This is a genomic window from Micromonospora pisi, from assembly GCF_003633685.1.
In the GTDB taxonomy this organism is placed as follows: Bacteria; Actinomycetota; Actinomycetes; order Mycobacteriales; family Micromonosporaceae; genus Micromonospora_G; species Micromonospora_G pisi.
Genome location: NZ_RBKT01000001.1, coordinates 6,254,803 through 6,269,238, shown reverse-complemented (window position 1 = coordinate 6,269,238; position 14,436 = coordinate 6,254,803). Strand labels below are relative to the sequence as shown.

Here is a 14,436-nt window from a genome sequence, read left to right as displayed (position 1 = left end):
TCGATCATCCTCGGGTACGCAGTCGAGCAGAACGCGCGGGCATCGATCACGATCGAGGAGATTCGTCCGCGAAAAGAGGCTGTTCCGGAACCGTCCCGAAGCATTGACTCTGGGCGATAGAAGAGTCAAAGTGGTGCCAGAGAGCGCTCTCCCTGCACAGTTCGACATCCGTCCGTAACCCGCCCGACACAGGTTCCGGTGCGCCCGACCCGCGCCCGTTCCGGCGCCGCCTCCACCGTGGAGCCGGACGCCACCGAACCTCACCCACGGACGTTGCACCGGTGGCGACTCCCCCGCCGCTCTCCGCCCCATGCCTCGAAGGAGCCCCATGCAACCGGTCGCACCACCACCAGTCCGTACCCGACCACCACGCCGACGGCTGCGCCTGGCCACCCTGACCACCGCGCTCGTCGCCCTGCTCGGCACCTACCTCGCGGTCGGCGTCGGCCCCGCCGCCGCCGCCGAGATCACGCTCTCCCAGGGCCGCCCGGCCACCGCGTCGTCGGCCGAGGGTGGCTTCACCGCCGCCGCCGCCGTCGACGGCAACACCGGCAGCCGCTGGTCCAGCGCGTTCAGCGACCCACAGTGGATCCAGGTCGACCTCGGCTCGGCCCGCGCGATCAGCCGGGTGGCGCTGAACTGGGAGGCGGCGTACGCCAGCGACTTCCGCATCCAGACCTCGAACGACGCCGTCAACTGGACCACCATCCACACCACGGTGAACGGGACCGGCGGCAGCAAGAGCATCACCGTCTCCGGTAACGGCCGCTACGTACGACTGCACGCGACCAAGCGCGCCACCGCGTACGGGGTGTCGCTCTGGGAGTTCCAGGTCTTCGGCGACGACGGCGGTGCCCCGCCACCGCCACCGCCGGGCGGTCCGATCGTCCGGGTCGCCGAGTTCCTCGCCGACTGCCCGTTCAGCCACCGGCTGCCGGACGACCCGATCATCTACCCCGGCCTGGCCGGCGCGTCACACATGCACAGCTTCTTCGGCAACACCTCGACCAACGCCAATTCGGACTACACGAGCCTGGCCAACGCGTCGAGCAACTGCAACCCGCACATCGACCTGTCGTCGTACTGGGTGCCGACGCTGTACAACAACAACGTGCCGGTGGAGCCGACCGGGGTGACGTTCTACTACCTGGGTGAGGGCGTACGCAGCGACGTCGTCGCGCAGACCCAGCCGATGCCGCTCGGCCTGAAGATCGTCGCCGGCAACGCCCGCGCCACCGGTGGCGACGACAGCATCGCCCGCTGGTCCTGCCTGCACGCCGGGCACATCCCACCGGGCAAGGACTTCGTCAACTGTCCGGCCGGCACCATGATGGAGTCGTACCTCGACTTCCCGCAGTGTTGGAACGGCCGTGACCTGGACTCACCCGACCACAAGAGCCACATGGCGTACCCGGTCAACCAGGGCTGCCCCTCCACCCACCCGGTGCACGTGCCGAAGCTGCGCCAGGTGCTCCGTTACCCGGTCAACGGCAACCCGGCCGGCTTCCGGCTGGCCTCCGGTCCCGGCTACACGATGCACGGGGACTTCTTCAACGCCTGGCCCGCGGCGGAGATGGAGCGACGGGTCGTCAACTGCATCCGGCCGGTGATCAAGTGCGGCCACGACGGGACCTACTGAGGCTGTCCCGATGGTGAGAAGGTGATCGAGAGGCGGGGCCCGGCGAGCCGGGTCCCGCCCCGGTTCGTCCACCCACCGCCAGCACCTGGGAGAACCAAGATGAATTCGACCGTACGCGGCGCGCTGCCGCTCGCCCTGCTCGCCGTACTCGTGGCGGGTTGTGCCGACAGCGGCGGCAAACCGGCGGCCGGGTCCGGCGGAGGCGGGTCGGCGGCCCCTTCCGTGACAGTCAGCCCGAGCGGCACAACGGGTGCCGCCGGGGCGGCCGGGGCGTTCAACCCGACCGACGTCGCCTGGACCCAACTGATGATCGCGCTGGACGAGAAGACGCTGCTGCTGACCGACCTCACCCCGAAACAGACCTCGAATCCCGGCGTACGTGAGCTGGCCGACCAGGTCGGCAAGGGCCATCGGGGCGAGCTGACCGGGCTGCGGGACCTGCTGCGGCAGGCCGGGGTGGCGGAGAGCAACGAGCACGAGGGGCACGATATGCCGGGCATGGTCACCGCCGACGACCTCCGTGCCCTGAACGATGCCAGCGGCCCCGCGTTCGACCAGCTCTTCGTCACCAACATGCGTGACCACCTGGAGCAGACGGTCCGACTCGCCCGCGCGGTAAAGAAGTCCGGCAGCGAGCCGCACATCCGGGCGCTGGCCACCCAGATCGAGCAGACCCGGACCACCCAGCTCGACCAGCTCGCCAAGCTCGAATCCCAGGGGCGGTGAGCCGTGCCGGGTGTGCTGCTGGTGCCGGGCCGCGGATTCCCCCTGCGGGAGCACTGGCAGGAGCGGTGGTCACGGGAGCTGCCGAACTGCCGGTGGGTTCCCCGACCGGACCGCTACTTCGACATCGTGACCCGGGTGGCGGCGCTGCACGAGGCCATCACCGCCGAGCCCGAGCCACCGGTGCTCGTGGCGCACAGCGGTGGCTGCATCACGGTGGCGCAGTGGGCGGCCGGGCACCGGGCACCGGTGCACGCGGCGCTGCTGGTGACCCCGCCCTATCTCGATCCGGACTGGACACCCGGGCCGGACGACCCGCCGGAGGAGAGGTTTCCGCTGGTCGTGCACGCGGCACCGCTGCCGTTCCGGACCGTCGTGGTGGCCAGCCGGAACGATCCGCACGCGACGTTCGCGCAGGTGGCCACGTACGCGTCGGCCTGGGGCGCGGAACTGGTCGACGCGGGCGACGCCGGGCACCTCAACACCGCCAGCGGCTACGGCCCCTGGCCCGCCGGTGAACTCCTGCTGGCGGACCTGCTCGGATAGCCGAGCAGGTCCGGCGGAGCCTCAGGAGGTGGGGTCGATCGCCACCTTGAGCCAGCCCGGCTCCCGCCGGTCGAACTCGCGGTACGCCCCGACAATGTCACCTATCGGCTCTTCCTCGGTGACCAACCCGGACGGGTCGACCGTGCCGTTGCCGATCATCTCCACCAGTTGCGGCAGGTAGTGCCGGTGGTTGGCGTTGCCGGCCTTGATGGTGAGGTTCTTGTTCATCGCGATGCCGGTCGGGAACGAGGTCATCGTCGGCGGGTAGACCCCGATGATGCCGAGCGTGCCGGCCTTGGCCAGGGCGTCGACCGCCCAGCGCAGCGCCTGTCCGGGGGCGTTGCCCGGCACCCAGTTGTCGTCCTGCGGTGCCGCCTGGGCGGCGACCGCGCCGCGTTCCCAGGCGATCAGGTCGGCCTGCTCCTCGGCCTGTCGGGCGGCCGGGCCGTGGGTCGGGTGCTGGGCGTCGACGCCGACCGCGTCGATCGCCCGGTCCACCCCGATCCCGCCGGTGAGCTCGTCGATCACCGACACCGGGTCCTCCACACTGAAGTCGACCACCTCGGCGTGTTGACCCTTGGCGGTGGCGAGCCGGTCCGGTAACTGGTCGACCGCGATGACCCGGCCGGCGCCCTGGAGTTGCGCGGAGAGGATCGCCAACTGTCCGACCGGTCCGCAGCCGAAGACGGCGACCGTGTCACCGGCGGAGACGTCCGCGATCCGGGCCCCGAACCAGGCGGTCGGGAAGATGTCCGACAGCAGGATCGCCTCGTCGTCGGAGACGTCGTCGGGAAGGGCGACCAGGCCGTTGCTGGCGTACGGGATGCGCGCGTACTCGGCCTGGAGTCCGGCGAACCCGCCCGCGCTGGCGGGGGCGCCGAAGTAGGCGGTGCCCGCGCGTCGGCCACCGGGGTTGGCGTTGTCGCACTGGGCCTGATAGCCGGCCCGGCAGTAGGAACAGAACCCGCAGGAGATGGTGGACGAAACCACCACCCGGTCCCCGGGTGAGAAGTTGCGCACCGCGCTGCCGACCTGGACCACCTGGCCGACGCCCTCGTGGCCGAGAATGCTGCCCTCGCTCAGCCCCGGTACGGTGCCCCGGGCGAAATGCAGGTCGGTGCCGCAGATGGCGGTTCTGGTGATTCGGACGATCGCGTCGGTGGGTTCCTCGATGCGCGGATCCGGGACCTCGTCCAACCGGATATCGCCGACACCGTGCCAGACCGCTGCCCTCATCTCGAAAAGCCCCTTCCCCAGGTCCACGAGCCGTCCCCGGGGCCTACCCGACCATGGTCGGGGAAAACCGTCCCTGAGGTGGCGAGAAACGGGTACGAGCGTGGGTACGGGTGCGACGAGGGCCGGACACGACGGTGCCCCGGTCCACCGGGACCGGGGCACCGTCGGTGGAACGGGGTCAGCCGAGCTGGCTCTTGGCCTCCGTGATCAGCCGCTTGGCCCCTTCCTGCGGGGTGATCCGGCCGAAGATGACCTCGTCGTAGACCCGCTGGAACTCGGCCTTGACCGCGCCGCCGCCCTTGGGCTGGGCCGGCGGGGTCGGCAGCAACTGGCTGGTCACCGAGCTTTCGAACTCGTACACGAGCTTGTCGTTGGCGGCCAGGCTCGGCGCGAGCGCGTCGCGGACCTTGGCGTTCGCCGGCATGCCCCGGGAGACGGCGAGGACCTTGCCGGCGGCCTCGTCGTTGATCAGGAAGTCGATCAGCATGGCGGCCTGCTTCGGGTGCTCGCTCCGCTCGGCCACGCTGTAGGCCATCGCCATCGCGGCGATCATGCCGCGCTTGTCGGTGTCGCTCGGCATCGGTCCGATGGCCAGTGGGGCGCCGTACGCGGAGATCATCGGGCTGAAGCTGGAGTCGTAGTTGACCTCCGCCGTGACACCCTTCTTGATCAGCGAGGAGTTCTGCACCGAGCCGTCCATCTGGGTGGTCAGCTCGGCCGGGGCGAGCGCCCCCGCGGTACGGAACTGGCCGGTCATGGTCCAGAACTGGGCCAGGTCGGCTTCCTCGAAGCCGAGCTTGCCGTCGTCGGTGTAGATCTTCTTGCCGCGCTGCTGGAGCCAGATGTCGAACCAGTCGATGGCGAAGCCGAAGTCACCGAAGCCGGCGACCTTGCCTCCGCCGGCCGCCTTCAGCTTCTGGCCGGCGGCGAGCAGGTCGTTCCAGGTCCAGGTCAGACTCGGCGGCGCCACGCCGGCCGCGCTCCACAGTGCCGGGTCGTAGATGATGCCCTGGGTGTTCTGCGCGATCGGGATCGCGTAGGTGGCGTCACCGACCTTGCCGGCCGGCAGCAGCGTGGGGGTCAGGTCGGCGACCTTGAGGGTGCCGTCCTTGACGTACTTCTCCAGGTCCAGCAGGGCGTTGCGGTCGGCGTACTCGCGCAGGTAGGCGCGGTCCATCTGCACCACGTCGGGGGCGTCGCCACCGGCGATCTGGGTGGAGAGCTTCTGGAAGTACGCGTCGAAGGCACCGAACGAGGTCTGCACCTTGATGTCCGGGTGCTTCGCCTCGAACAGGTCGATGGCCTCCTCGGTGACCTTCGCCCGGGCGTCGTTGCCCCACCAGGTGAACTGGAGGGTGACCGGGCCGTCGTCGGCCGCGTCGCCGCCGCCGCAGGCGGCCAACGGCAGGGCAAGAAGCGCCGACAGGGCGACCGCGGCGGCTCGCACCGTGCGGTGGTTGCGGCGGGTTCTCAACATAGGGGTTTTCTCCTTCGCTGGGGGCGCGTGGAGCACGGGGGTAAGCGCTTGCCCGGCACGGGCGACTCGGCTCTATGAAACGGTTTAACTAGAGCGGACGCTAGGACCGCTCCATCCTCTTGTCAAGGGATGGTTACCAGGACGCGTCGCCTCTGTTACCTAGGTCAGCGCGCGCTCCCGGGCAGGCTGGTTGAATCGTTACATATTTTCTCGGTAGCCTCGCCCACATGTCCGAGCCCACACCCCCCACGGTGGCCCTGATCGGTGCGACCGGCTACGGCGCCCAGCACTGGCGGAGCATCGACGCCCTGCAACGCGCCGGCCGCGTCCGGCTGGTCGCCGTCTGCGACACCCGGCCACTCTCCGAAGAGGAGGCCGGACCGGCGGTCCCCGTACACACCGACCACCGGGAAATGCTCGCCGCCACCCGCCCGGACATCGTGGTGGTCAGCACCCCGCCCCACACACACCTGCCGATCGCGCTCGACGCGGTGGCCGCCGGCGCCGACCTGCTGCTGGAGAAACCCCCGGTGACCAGCCTCGCCGACCACGACCGGCTGGCCCGGGCCCTGTGCGACGCGGGCAGGATCTGCCAGGTCGGATTCCAGGCCCAGGGCTCACACGCGCTGGCCACGCTCCGCGACGCGATCCGCACCGGTCGGCTCGGGCAGGTCACCGGCGTCGCCGCCGCCGGCACCTGGATCCGCGACGACGCGTACTACGCCCGCTCCCCCTGGGCCGGGCGGCGCTCGGTCGACGGGCGTCCGGTGGTCGACGGTGCCCTGGTCAACCCGTTCGCGCACACCCTGATGCTCGGTCTCGACCTGGTCCGCGCCGCCGCCGAGGGCGCGGTGCCGACCCGGTTCACCCTGGAGCGCTACCGCACCCGGCAGATCGAGGTCGAGGACACCGCCTGCCTCCGGGTGGAGTTCACCGCCGGTCCGCCACTGCTGATCGCGGTCACCTTGAGCGCCGCCGAGTTCCGTGAGGGCGACATGATCGTCCACGGTACGGAGGGTTCGGCGGTGCTGGAGTACCCGACCGACCGGCTGCTGCTCACCCCGACGCCCGCCGCCGACTCGGACGGCGTCGCCGTACCCGGCGGGGCGGGCGCCGCGGCGAGCGGCGAACGGACCGGCCTGCTGGCGAACCTGCTCGACCACCGCCGGGACCCCTCGGGGGTGGCGCTGCTCGCCCCGCTCGACGCCGCCCGGGACTTCACCGCGCTGGTCGAGGCGATCCTCGCCGCGCCGGCACCGACCCTGATCCCGGTCGGGAACCGGCACCTGCGGCACGACAGCGGCAGCCCGGCCTGGGTGATCGACGGCGTCGACGCGGCGGTCGCCGCCGCCGCGACCAGCATGCGTACGTACGCGGACCTCGGCCTGCCCTGGACCACCGAGCCCTACCCGGGCGCCCTGTCCTGATCGCCGGGTGGGCGGGGTGTCGCGTGGTCGGAGCGGCACCCCACCTCCCGGGGAGGGACGTCGGTCGTCGTCTCAGCCACCGATGAGCGGGTTCTCCATCAGGTCGGCGGCGGGTGGGGCGGTCACCTCGACCGGCAGTCCGAAGTCACGGAAGAGCACCTCCGACCGGACCGCCGGGCTGCCGCCGTACTCCGGGCGGACGAGCGTGTAGCCGGTGAGCCGTCCCCGGTCGTCGATGGTCGCCTCGAACGGCACCGTACGCAGTTCGGGCACGTCCGGGACGTTCTGCTCGCGCACCAGGTCGACTGTGCCCCGCAAGCCGGTCCGGCCCACCCACTCCAGGTGACTGACCTGCCGGAACGGCTCCAGCAGCACTCCGAAGGTCGGTCCGAGCAGCCCGTGGTCACCGGGGGCCCGGGTCAGGTTGGTGTAGACCCAGCTTCGTCCGGTCGCCCCGACGACGATCTCTCCCTCCCTGGTCAACTGGGTGTACGCGCCGTCGCCGATCAGGAGCGTGCGCTCCGCCACCGGCACGCCCGCCTCGGTCGCCTCGGTGGTGAGGTCACCCAACCGGCGGCTGCGGTCCACGACGGCGTCGAGCTGGAACAACCGCCTGCCGTCGGTCGACGTGGTACGGGCGAGGATCCGGAACCGTTGCCCGCCCAGTTGCTCGTACGCCCGTGCGAGCGTCTCCGAGGCGGCCTCACGTCCACCTCCCGTGGAGTCACCGGCGCCGATGCCGAACAGTGCGAGCAGTCCGAGCCCCACACCGACGATCCGGAATCTCCACATCGGCCCCTCCCCCGGGTCGGACCAGAATCCGGCTCCGCGGCGCCAGGAGTCACTCGGAATCGGATCGCCCGACATCGTAGCCATCCCGACCGCAGCCCCTGCCTGCACGGATAAACCACGAATACCGCCACAGTCGTTCTAATATCAACCAGATTAGGACATTGGTGATTTGACCACCGATCGGCGCTGGGCTCGTAGGGGGTAGCGGAGATGACTCAGCTGGCGAGCCGGGCCGGTGACAGGACCAGGTCGGGGCGTGGGTTCCGGGGCGACATCGAGGGCATGCGCGCCCTGGCGGTCGTACTCGTGCTGCTCTTCCACATCGACCTCGCTGTCGTACCCGGCGGATTCATCGGGGTGGACGTCTTCTTTGTCATCTCCGGATTCCTGATCACCGGGCTGCTCCTGTCCGAGCTGGAGCGGACCGGCAAGATCTCCCTGGTCGGCTTCTACGCCCGGCGCGCCAAGCGGCTCCTGCCCGCGGCGGTCCTGGTCCTCGCCGCGTCGCTCCTGCTCACCTACCTGTTCCTGCCCCGGACCCGGTGGCTGCAGACCGGCTGGGACGTCGTCGCCAGCGGCTCGTACGTGATGAACTGGCGACTCGCCACCCAGGCGGTCGACTACCTGGCCGCGAACGAGCCACCGAGCATCCTCCAGCACTACTGGTCGCTCGCCGTCGAGGAGCAGTTCTACCTGCTCTGGCCCCTGTTGCTGATCCTGGTCGGGGTCTGGGCGGCCCACCGCTGGCCAGGGCGGCTGCGCCGCCGGCTGCTGCTCTGCCTGGGCCTGGTCGCGGTCGCGTCGTTCGCCTGGTCGGTGCACCTCACCCAGAGCAATCCGGAGTCGGCGTTCTTCGTCACCACCACCCGGGTCTGGGAACTGGCCGTCGGTGGTGGGCTGGCGATCCTGAGCCGGCACCTCGTCCGGCTCCCCCGGCTCGCCGCCGTCGTCCTCGGCTGGGCCGGGCTCGGCGCCATCGTGCTCGGCGCGCTGCTGCTCACCGAGGCCAGTCCGTTCCCCGGTTACCGGGCACTGGTGCCGACACTCGGCGCCGCCGCGCTGATCGCCGCCGGGACAGCCGCCGGTCAGGCCGGTCCGGGACGACTGCTCAGCCTGGGGCCGATCCGCGCGGTCGGGGCGCTCTCCTACTCGCTCTACCTGTGGCACTGGCCGCTGCTGGTCGCGGCCGAGGCCCGGTTCGGCGAACTGGGTGTGAGTGCCGGGCTGGTGGTGGTGCTGCTCTCCGTCGCCCTGGCCTGGTTGACCTACCGGTACGTGGAGAACCCGGTGCGTAGGGCGAAGCAGTTCACCCTGCAACCGGCACGCGCCCTGCAACTCGGCCTGGTCTGCACCGTCACGACCGTCGTGATGGGGCTGCTCTTCCCGCTCACCGTCTGGCCCCCCGCGCAGGTGACCACGGCCACCTCGTTGACGCCACGGTCGACCGCCAGCGGCCCGGCGCCGTCGGCCCCGACCGAGCCGCTCGGTGCCGCCGCACTCGGTCCCGAGCCACGGGACAACCCGGCCGGCGCACCGGTCGACAAGGTCGACACGATCTTCCCCGCGCCGCTGGCCGCCCGCAAGGACCTGCCCGACGTGTACGACGACGACTGCCTGTCGGAACAGCAGGAGAGCGAGGTACGCACCTGCGTCTACGGCAAGCGTGACTCCGACTTCACCGTCGCGCTCGCCGGCGACTCCCACGCGGCCCAGTGGCTGCCGACCCTGCAGGAGATCGCCGAGGCGAACGGCTGGCGCGTGGTCACGTACATCAAGGCCGCCTGCCCGTTGCTCAGCATCACGGTGGCCCGTTCGGGGCGGCCCAACTCGAGCTGCACCGAGTGGAACCGGAGCGTACGCGACCGGCTGACCGGCGCCGACCGGCCGAAACTACTGGTCACCAGCAGCTCGCTCTACAGCCCGGTACGCGACGGCCGGACGCTGAACAGCAGCGCCGGTCGGACCGCGCTGGCCGAGGGGTTCCGGCAGACCTGGTCGGCGATGGCGGAGGCGAAGGTACCCACCATCGTGCTCCAGGGGACGCCGCAGCCCGGGATCGACATCGTCGAGTGCGTCTCCACGCACGCGGACCGGCTGACCGAGTGCACCACCGCCCGCGACGACCTCGCGAAGGGGGTCGGGCCGATCCAGGCGAAGGCCGCGGAGGGGCTCAGCGGCGTCCACCTGATCGGCCTCAACGACGCCATCTGCCCCACCGACCGGTGCGCGCCGGTGATCGGCGGGATGCTGGTCTACCGGGACACCAACCACCTGACCGCCAGCTACGCCCGCAGCCTCTCGCCGAGGCTGCGGGCCGAAATCGACTTCGCGCTGAGCTGAGCGGCATCACTGGAGATCACGGTCGGACCACCGTACGTGATCTCTCCTTGCCATGATCGGGTGCCGACTGGTATTCACATATCTAAACCCATGCACCTCCAACCTCCCGCGGAGCCGACCTGACCGGTCGGCTCCTTCGCGGAGCCGTCCGAGGAGGACCCCTTGCGCAAACCCGAGCGGACAGTGTTCGGCACCAGATGGCGGGCCATGCCCGCGTTCGTCACGGCCGTCGTACTCGCGGCCACGCTGCCCGGCGGCACCCCGGCCACCGCCGCGCCCGAGACGGCGACGCCAGCGACACCCGCCGCCGCGAAGGACGCCTTCGACCACGGGCACCAGGCCCGCGACAAGGACAACCGCAGGGGTACGGCAGCCCCGAGCAGCACCCAGCGCTCCGTCGCCGGCAAGGTCGACCCCTCGGTACGGTGGAACGCCCTCGGCACCCCGCACGCGCTCGGCCCCGGCACCGCCGCGCTCGCCACCGGCCTGGCCACCGACCCGGAAACCGCAGCCCGGCAGTACCTGGTCGCCCAGCGCGACCTGTTCGGTCTGGACGCCACCGCCGTCGCCGCCATGGACAAGCTGCTGGTCCGCCAGATCGGCACCGGCGCCGTGGTCACCCTGCGGCAGCGCCTCGGTGACCTGCCGGCCGGGTTCGACGGGCTGGTCAGCATCGCGGTCGACCGGGGCAGCGTGATCCACGTCAGCTCCTCGCTCACCCGCGACACCAGCGCCCCGGCCCCGCTCACCATCACCGCCGACGAGGCGTACGCCGCCGCCCTCGCCGACGCCGGCCTCACCGCTGACCAGGTGGCCACCCACGACCTGCGCAAGGTCGCGGTGCCGACCCCGGTCGACGGCAACCGGGCCGCCTGGGAGGTGACCCTGATCGGCAAGAGCAGCGAGGAGCCGGCCGCGTTCACCACCTTCGTCGACGGCACCGACCGCAGCGTGCTGATCCGCGAGGACCTGGTCGACTACGACTCGGACAACCCGCAGTGGGCGGTCTTCCCGGCGAACCCGCCGAGCAGGTCGCACCCGCGTCACGACGACCGGGTGATCTGGTGCCAGAAGTGGGAACGCGGCTGCGAGCGTACGGTGCAGGACGCGGCCAGCGGCGAGGCGTGGGACGTCGACCTCGCCACCGGCCTGCCCACCGAGACCACCCGGGGCAACTCGGCGAACAACGTCGTCTCCTGGGGTGCCGGCACCCCGGCGGTACCGGCCACGCCGAGCCCGACCCGGGACTACATCTACCCGTTCACCGACCAGTGGAAGCAGAGCGGGTGCAGCCCCGAGGTGTTCACCTCGCCGGAGCGCAACGACATCGACGCCGCCACCGCCAACCTGTTCGCCATGCACAACCGGATGCACGACTGGGCGTACCACCTCGGCTTCGACGAGGGCGCGTGGAACCTCCAGGCGGTCAACCTCACCGGTGAGGGCCTCGGTGGCGACGCCGAGCAGGGCCGCGCCCAGCAGGGCGCGCTGACCGGCAACCGGAACAACGCCAACCAGTCCACCCCGCGCGACGGCCTGCCGCCGAGCACCAACATGTACCTCTGGCAGCCGATCGCCGGTACGTCGTACCCGCCCTGCGTGGACGGCGACTACGACATGACGGTGATCGGACACGAGTACACGCACGCGATCAGCAACCGGATGATCGCCGGCCCGGACGCCGGCATCGGCGGCCACCAGGGCGGCGCGATGGGTGAGTCGTGGAGCGACCTGCTCGGCACCGAATACCTCTACCAGCACAACATGCGGCCGGCCGGCAAGACCCCGTTCATCGTCGGCGCCTTCGTCACCGGCAACAACGAGAGCGGCATCCGCAACTACGACCTCAGCCGCAGCCCGCTGAACTACTCCGACGTCGGCTACGCCCTCTCCGGTCCGGCGGTGCACGCCGACGGCGAGATCTGGGGCGCGACCAACTACCGGGTCCGCTCGGCCTTCGTCGACCGGTACGGAGACGGCAAGGACTCGATCCAACTGGCCTGCGCCGAAGGCAAGCTGGCGGTCGACAGGTGTCCGGGTAACCGGCGCTGGTCGCAGCTGGTCTTCGACTCGATGCTGCTGCAGGCGGTCAGCCAGGTGAGCATGCTCGACATGCGGGACAACATGCTCGCCGCCGACCAGCTCCGCTTCGGCGGCCGCAACCAGGACATCATCTGGAACGCCTTCGCCGAGTCGGGCATGGGCCGGGACGCGGCCACGATCAACTCCGCGGACACCGACCCGACGCCGAGTTTCGCCTCCCCGCACGCTCGCAACGCCACGGTCACCCTCCGGGGCAAGGGCGACAGCGCCGGGGCGCCGATCCGGCTCTACGTCGGCGAGTACGAGGCCCGCGCGGTGCCGATCGCCGACACCGACCCGGCGACCGCGCTGCCGGACACCTTCGAGATCGTGCCCGGTAAGGAGTTCTCCTTCCTCGCCGTCGCCCCCGGCTTCGGGCACTCCCGGTTCACCGAGAAGTTCCACTCGGGCGAGCGGGAGAAGTTCGACCTGGACCTGGAGCGCAACCTCGCCTCGCTCACCGCCGGCGCGGTGGTCAGCGGTGACGGGGTCAACCTGGACCGGATCGCCGACGACACCGAGACCACCAACTGGGCCTCCCTGGACGGGGTGGCCGGCAAGCGGGTGACGGTGGCGCTGCCCGGCGCGCAGACCGTACGGCGGGTGAACGTCAGCGCGTTCCTGCGCCCGGCGATCACCGGCGACGTCGACACGGGCAGCCAGAACGCGCTCACGGCACTGCGCTCGTTCACCGTACTGGCCTGCGACTCCCGCAGGGCCGACTGCGCCGACGACGCGAACTACCGGAGGGTCTACACCAGCCGGTCCGACGCGTTCCCGGGCGGGGCGTTCCGCCCGTACACCCGGGAGCTGAACCTGCGGTCGTTCGAGATCCCCAAGACGACCGCCACCCACCTGCGGCTGGAGGTGGCCGCCAGCCAGTGCACCGGCGGTCCGCTCTACGCCGGTGAGCAGGACAGCGACCCGGCGACCACCACCGACTGCGCCACCGGCAGCCCGTTCCGTACCCAGGTGCGGATCGCCGAGTTCCAGGCGTTCGAGCGGTAGGTAGTGGGTCCGGTCCGGCCAGAACGAGCGGCCGGACCGGACCCGCGCCCGGGGCCGCTGCGGGGCGTGACCGGAGGAGGTCAACACGGCACCCGGGGGTCGGTGGGGGAAGGTCAGCGACGCCCCCGCCGGTGGGGGCGCCAGACCGGACCGGTGGACTCGTCGGTCTGCCAGACCGGTCGGGCGTACCCGGCCCCGTTGGTCGTACCGAGGTCGATGGTGCCGTCGGCGCCGGAATCCGCGGACCGGCCACGCCCCCGGAACAGCCCACCGCCGGAGCGGGCGGTCCGACGCGGTCGCGGGTAGTCCGACCGGTCGACCCGACCGCCGCCACGGCTGGTCACCGCGTTCAGCAGCCGGTGCCGGACCCGCATCAGCAGTCCGACGCCGAGGAAGAGCATCAGCGCACCGGTCAGGAAACCCACCTGGACCAGGCCCAACCGGCCCGAGTTCGCCGCCGGGTCGGTACGGCCGCCACCGGCACCGGACGCCACCACCGGGGTATCGGACGGCACCGGAACCAGTTCCTCGGACGACTCCTGCTCCGTTGCCGACTCCTCCGACTCGGACGGCTCCGGGGTCGGGGTCGGCGAGGAACGGGTCCTCGACGGGGTCGGCACGCCCCGGTCACCCGCCACCGTCCGGGTGGCGGAGCCGCTGGCGAGCAGACGGGACCGGGCGTCGAACGCCTCCGCGGTGACCGTCACCCGGCCACCGGCGGCCTCGGCGGCGAAGGCGATCCGGTACTGCGCCGTCACCGTACGGTCACGGCAGAGTTGGCCGGGGTCGAGGTCGGTGTCGGTCAGCCGGGCCGCGTTCCCCTCGGCCCGCACCTGTACGGGAAACGAACCGGTCTCCTCGACCCGGTCCACCCGCACCTGGTCGAGCCGGAATCCGTCCACCCGCAACACCGTGGACCAGCGCACCTTGCGGCAATCGCCCCGATCGGTGGTGGAGACCACGGCCGCGACGGTCACCGGAGCACCGCCCGCCGTGAACTGACCCGGCAGTTCCAGCCGGGTGTCGAATCCCGGCGCCGCGCCGGCCGGCGTACCGGTGGCGACCAGGCCGATCCCGGTCACGCACGCCAGTACGGCGCCCAGCCGGCCGATGAACCGACGTACCGCCACCACGCCTCCATTCACATCCAGCTGTCACGACTCGAT

The 14,436-nt window shown here is 71.1% G+C and carries 10 protein-coding genes; 6 read left to right on the top strand and 4 right to left on the bottom strand.

The annotated features are described in order from the left end of the window. Positions 1-328: 328 nt before the first annotated feature. The 3 genes from BDK92_RS26955 to BDK92_RS26945 all read left to right on the top strand — a co-directional run bounded on the left by BDK92_RS26955 (position 329) and on the right by BDK92_RS26945 (position 2,908). Complete coding sequence (locus tag BDK92_RS26955; RefSeq protein WP_121159213.1) at positions 329-1,639, top strand: DUF1996 domain-containing protein; 1,311 nt, start codon at positions 329-331, stop codon at positions 1,637-1,639. A 99-nt stretch (positions 1,640-1,738) separates the two neighbouring features. After that, positions 1,739-2,365: a DUF305 domain-containing protein gene (locus tag BDK92_RS26950; RefSeq protein ID WP_121159212.1), complete on the top strand. Its 627-nt coding sequence runs from the start codon at positions 1,739-1,741 to the stop codon at positions 2,363-2,365. Positions 2,366-2,368: 3 nt separating this feature from the next. Further along, positions 2,369-2,908, top strand: coding sequence for an RBBP9/YdeN family alpha/beta hydrolase (locus BDK92_RS26945; RefSeq protein ID WP_121159211.1), 540 nt, complete (start codon positions 2,369-2,371; stop codon positions 2,906-2,908). Positions 2,909-2,929: 21 nt separating this feature from the next. Here the strand turns inward: BDK92_RS26945 and BDK92_RS26940 are convergent, their stop codons facing one another. Together BDK92_RS26940 and BDK92_RS26935 are read right to left on the bottom strand one after the other, a co-directional pair. Beyond that, on the bottom strand, positions 2,930-4,144 hold the full coding sequence (locus tag BDK92_RS26940; protein WP_121162618.1) for a zinc-dependent alcohol dehydrogenase: 1,215 nt from the start codon (positions 4,142-4,144) through the stop codon (positions 2,930-2,932). Positions 4,145-4,322: 178 nt separating this feature from the next. Next, a complete protein-coding gene (locus BDK92_RS26935) occupies positions 4,323-5,621 on the bottom strand; it encodes an ABC transporter substrate-binding protein (RefSeq protein ID WP_121159210.1) in 1,299 nt (432 codons plus the stop codon). Between the two features lie 227 nt (positions 5,622-5,848). Here BDK92_RS26935 and BDK92_RS26930 point away from each other — a divergent pair, with 227 nt between their 5' ends. Then, complete coding sequence (locus BDK92_RS26930; protein WP_121159209.1) at positions 5,849-7,048, top strand: Gfo/Idh/MocA family protein; 1,200 nt, start codon at positions 5,849-5,851, stop codon at positions 7,046-7,048. Positions 7,049-7,120: 72 nt separating this feature from the next. Here the strand turns inward: BDK92_RS26930 and BDK92_RS26925 are convergent, their stop codons facing one another. After that, positions 7,121-7,840, bottom strand: coding sequence for a hypothetical protein (locus BDK92_RS26925; RefSeq protein WP_121159208.1), 720 nt, complete (start codon positions 7,838-7,840; stop codon positions 7,121-7,123). Between the two features lie 210 nt (positions 7,841-8,050). On the opposite strand from BDK92_RS26925, the gene BDK92_RS26920 reads away from it, so the two are divergent. Both BDK92_RS26920 and BDK92_RS26915 read left to right on the top strand, forming a co-directional pair. Beyond that, positions 8,051-10,180, top strand: a complete 2,130-nt coding sequence (locus BDK92_RS26920) for an acyltransferase family protein (RefSeq protein ID WP_121159207.1) — start codon at positions 8,051-8,053, stop codon at positions 10,178-10,180. Between the two features lie 162 nt (positions 10,181-10,342). Then, positions 10,343-13,270 (top strand): M36 family metallopeptidase, encoded by a 2,928-nt coding sequence (locus BDK92_RS26915; protein WP_246017261.1) that lies wholly within the window; start codon positions 10,343-10,345, stop codon positions 13,268-13,270. 113 nt (positions 13,271-13,383) lie between these two features. Here BDK92_RS26915 and BDK92_RS26910 read toward each other — a convergent pair whose 3' ends face one another. Then, positions 13,384-14,400 (bottom strand): hypothetical protein, encoded by a 1,017-nt coding sequence (locus tag BDK92_RS26910; RefSeq protein ID WP_147457123.1) that lies wholly within the window; start codon positions 14,398-14,400, stop codon positions 13,384-13,386. Between the last annotated feature and the right edge of the window lie 36 nt (positions 14,401-14,436).

Bases quoted from the DNA above. Each gene is read 5' to 3' on its own strand.
- BDK92_RS26955 (WP_121159213.1), top strand. From the start codon at position 329: ATGCAACCGGTCGCACCACCACCAGTCCGTACCCGACCACCACGCCGA.
- BDK92_RS26950 (WP_121159212.1), top strand. From the start codon at position 1,739: ATGAATTCGACCGTACGCGGCGCGCTGCCGCTCGCCCTGCTCGCCGTA.
- BDK92_RS26940 (WP_121162618.1), bottom strand. From the start codon at position 4,144: ATGAGGGCAGCGGTCTGGCACGGTGTCGGCGATATCCGGTTGGACGAG.
- BDK92_RS26935 (WP_121159210.1), bottom strand. From the start codon at position 5,621: ATGTTGAGAACCCGCCGCAACCACCGCACGGTGCGAGCCGCCGCGGTC.
- BDK92_RS26930 (WP_121159209.1), top strand. From the start codon at position 5,849: ATGTCCGAGCCCACACCCCCCACGGTGGCCCTGATCGGTGCGACCGGC.
- BDK92_RS26925 (WP_121159208.1), bottom strand. From the start codon at position 7,840: ATGTGGAGATTCCGGATCGTCGGTGTGGGGCTCGGACTGCTCGCACTG.
- BDK92_RS26920 (WP_121159207.1), top strand. From the start codon at position 8,051: ATGACTCAGCTGGCGAGCCGGGCCGGTGACAGGACCAGGTCGGGGCGT.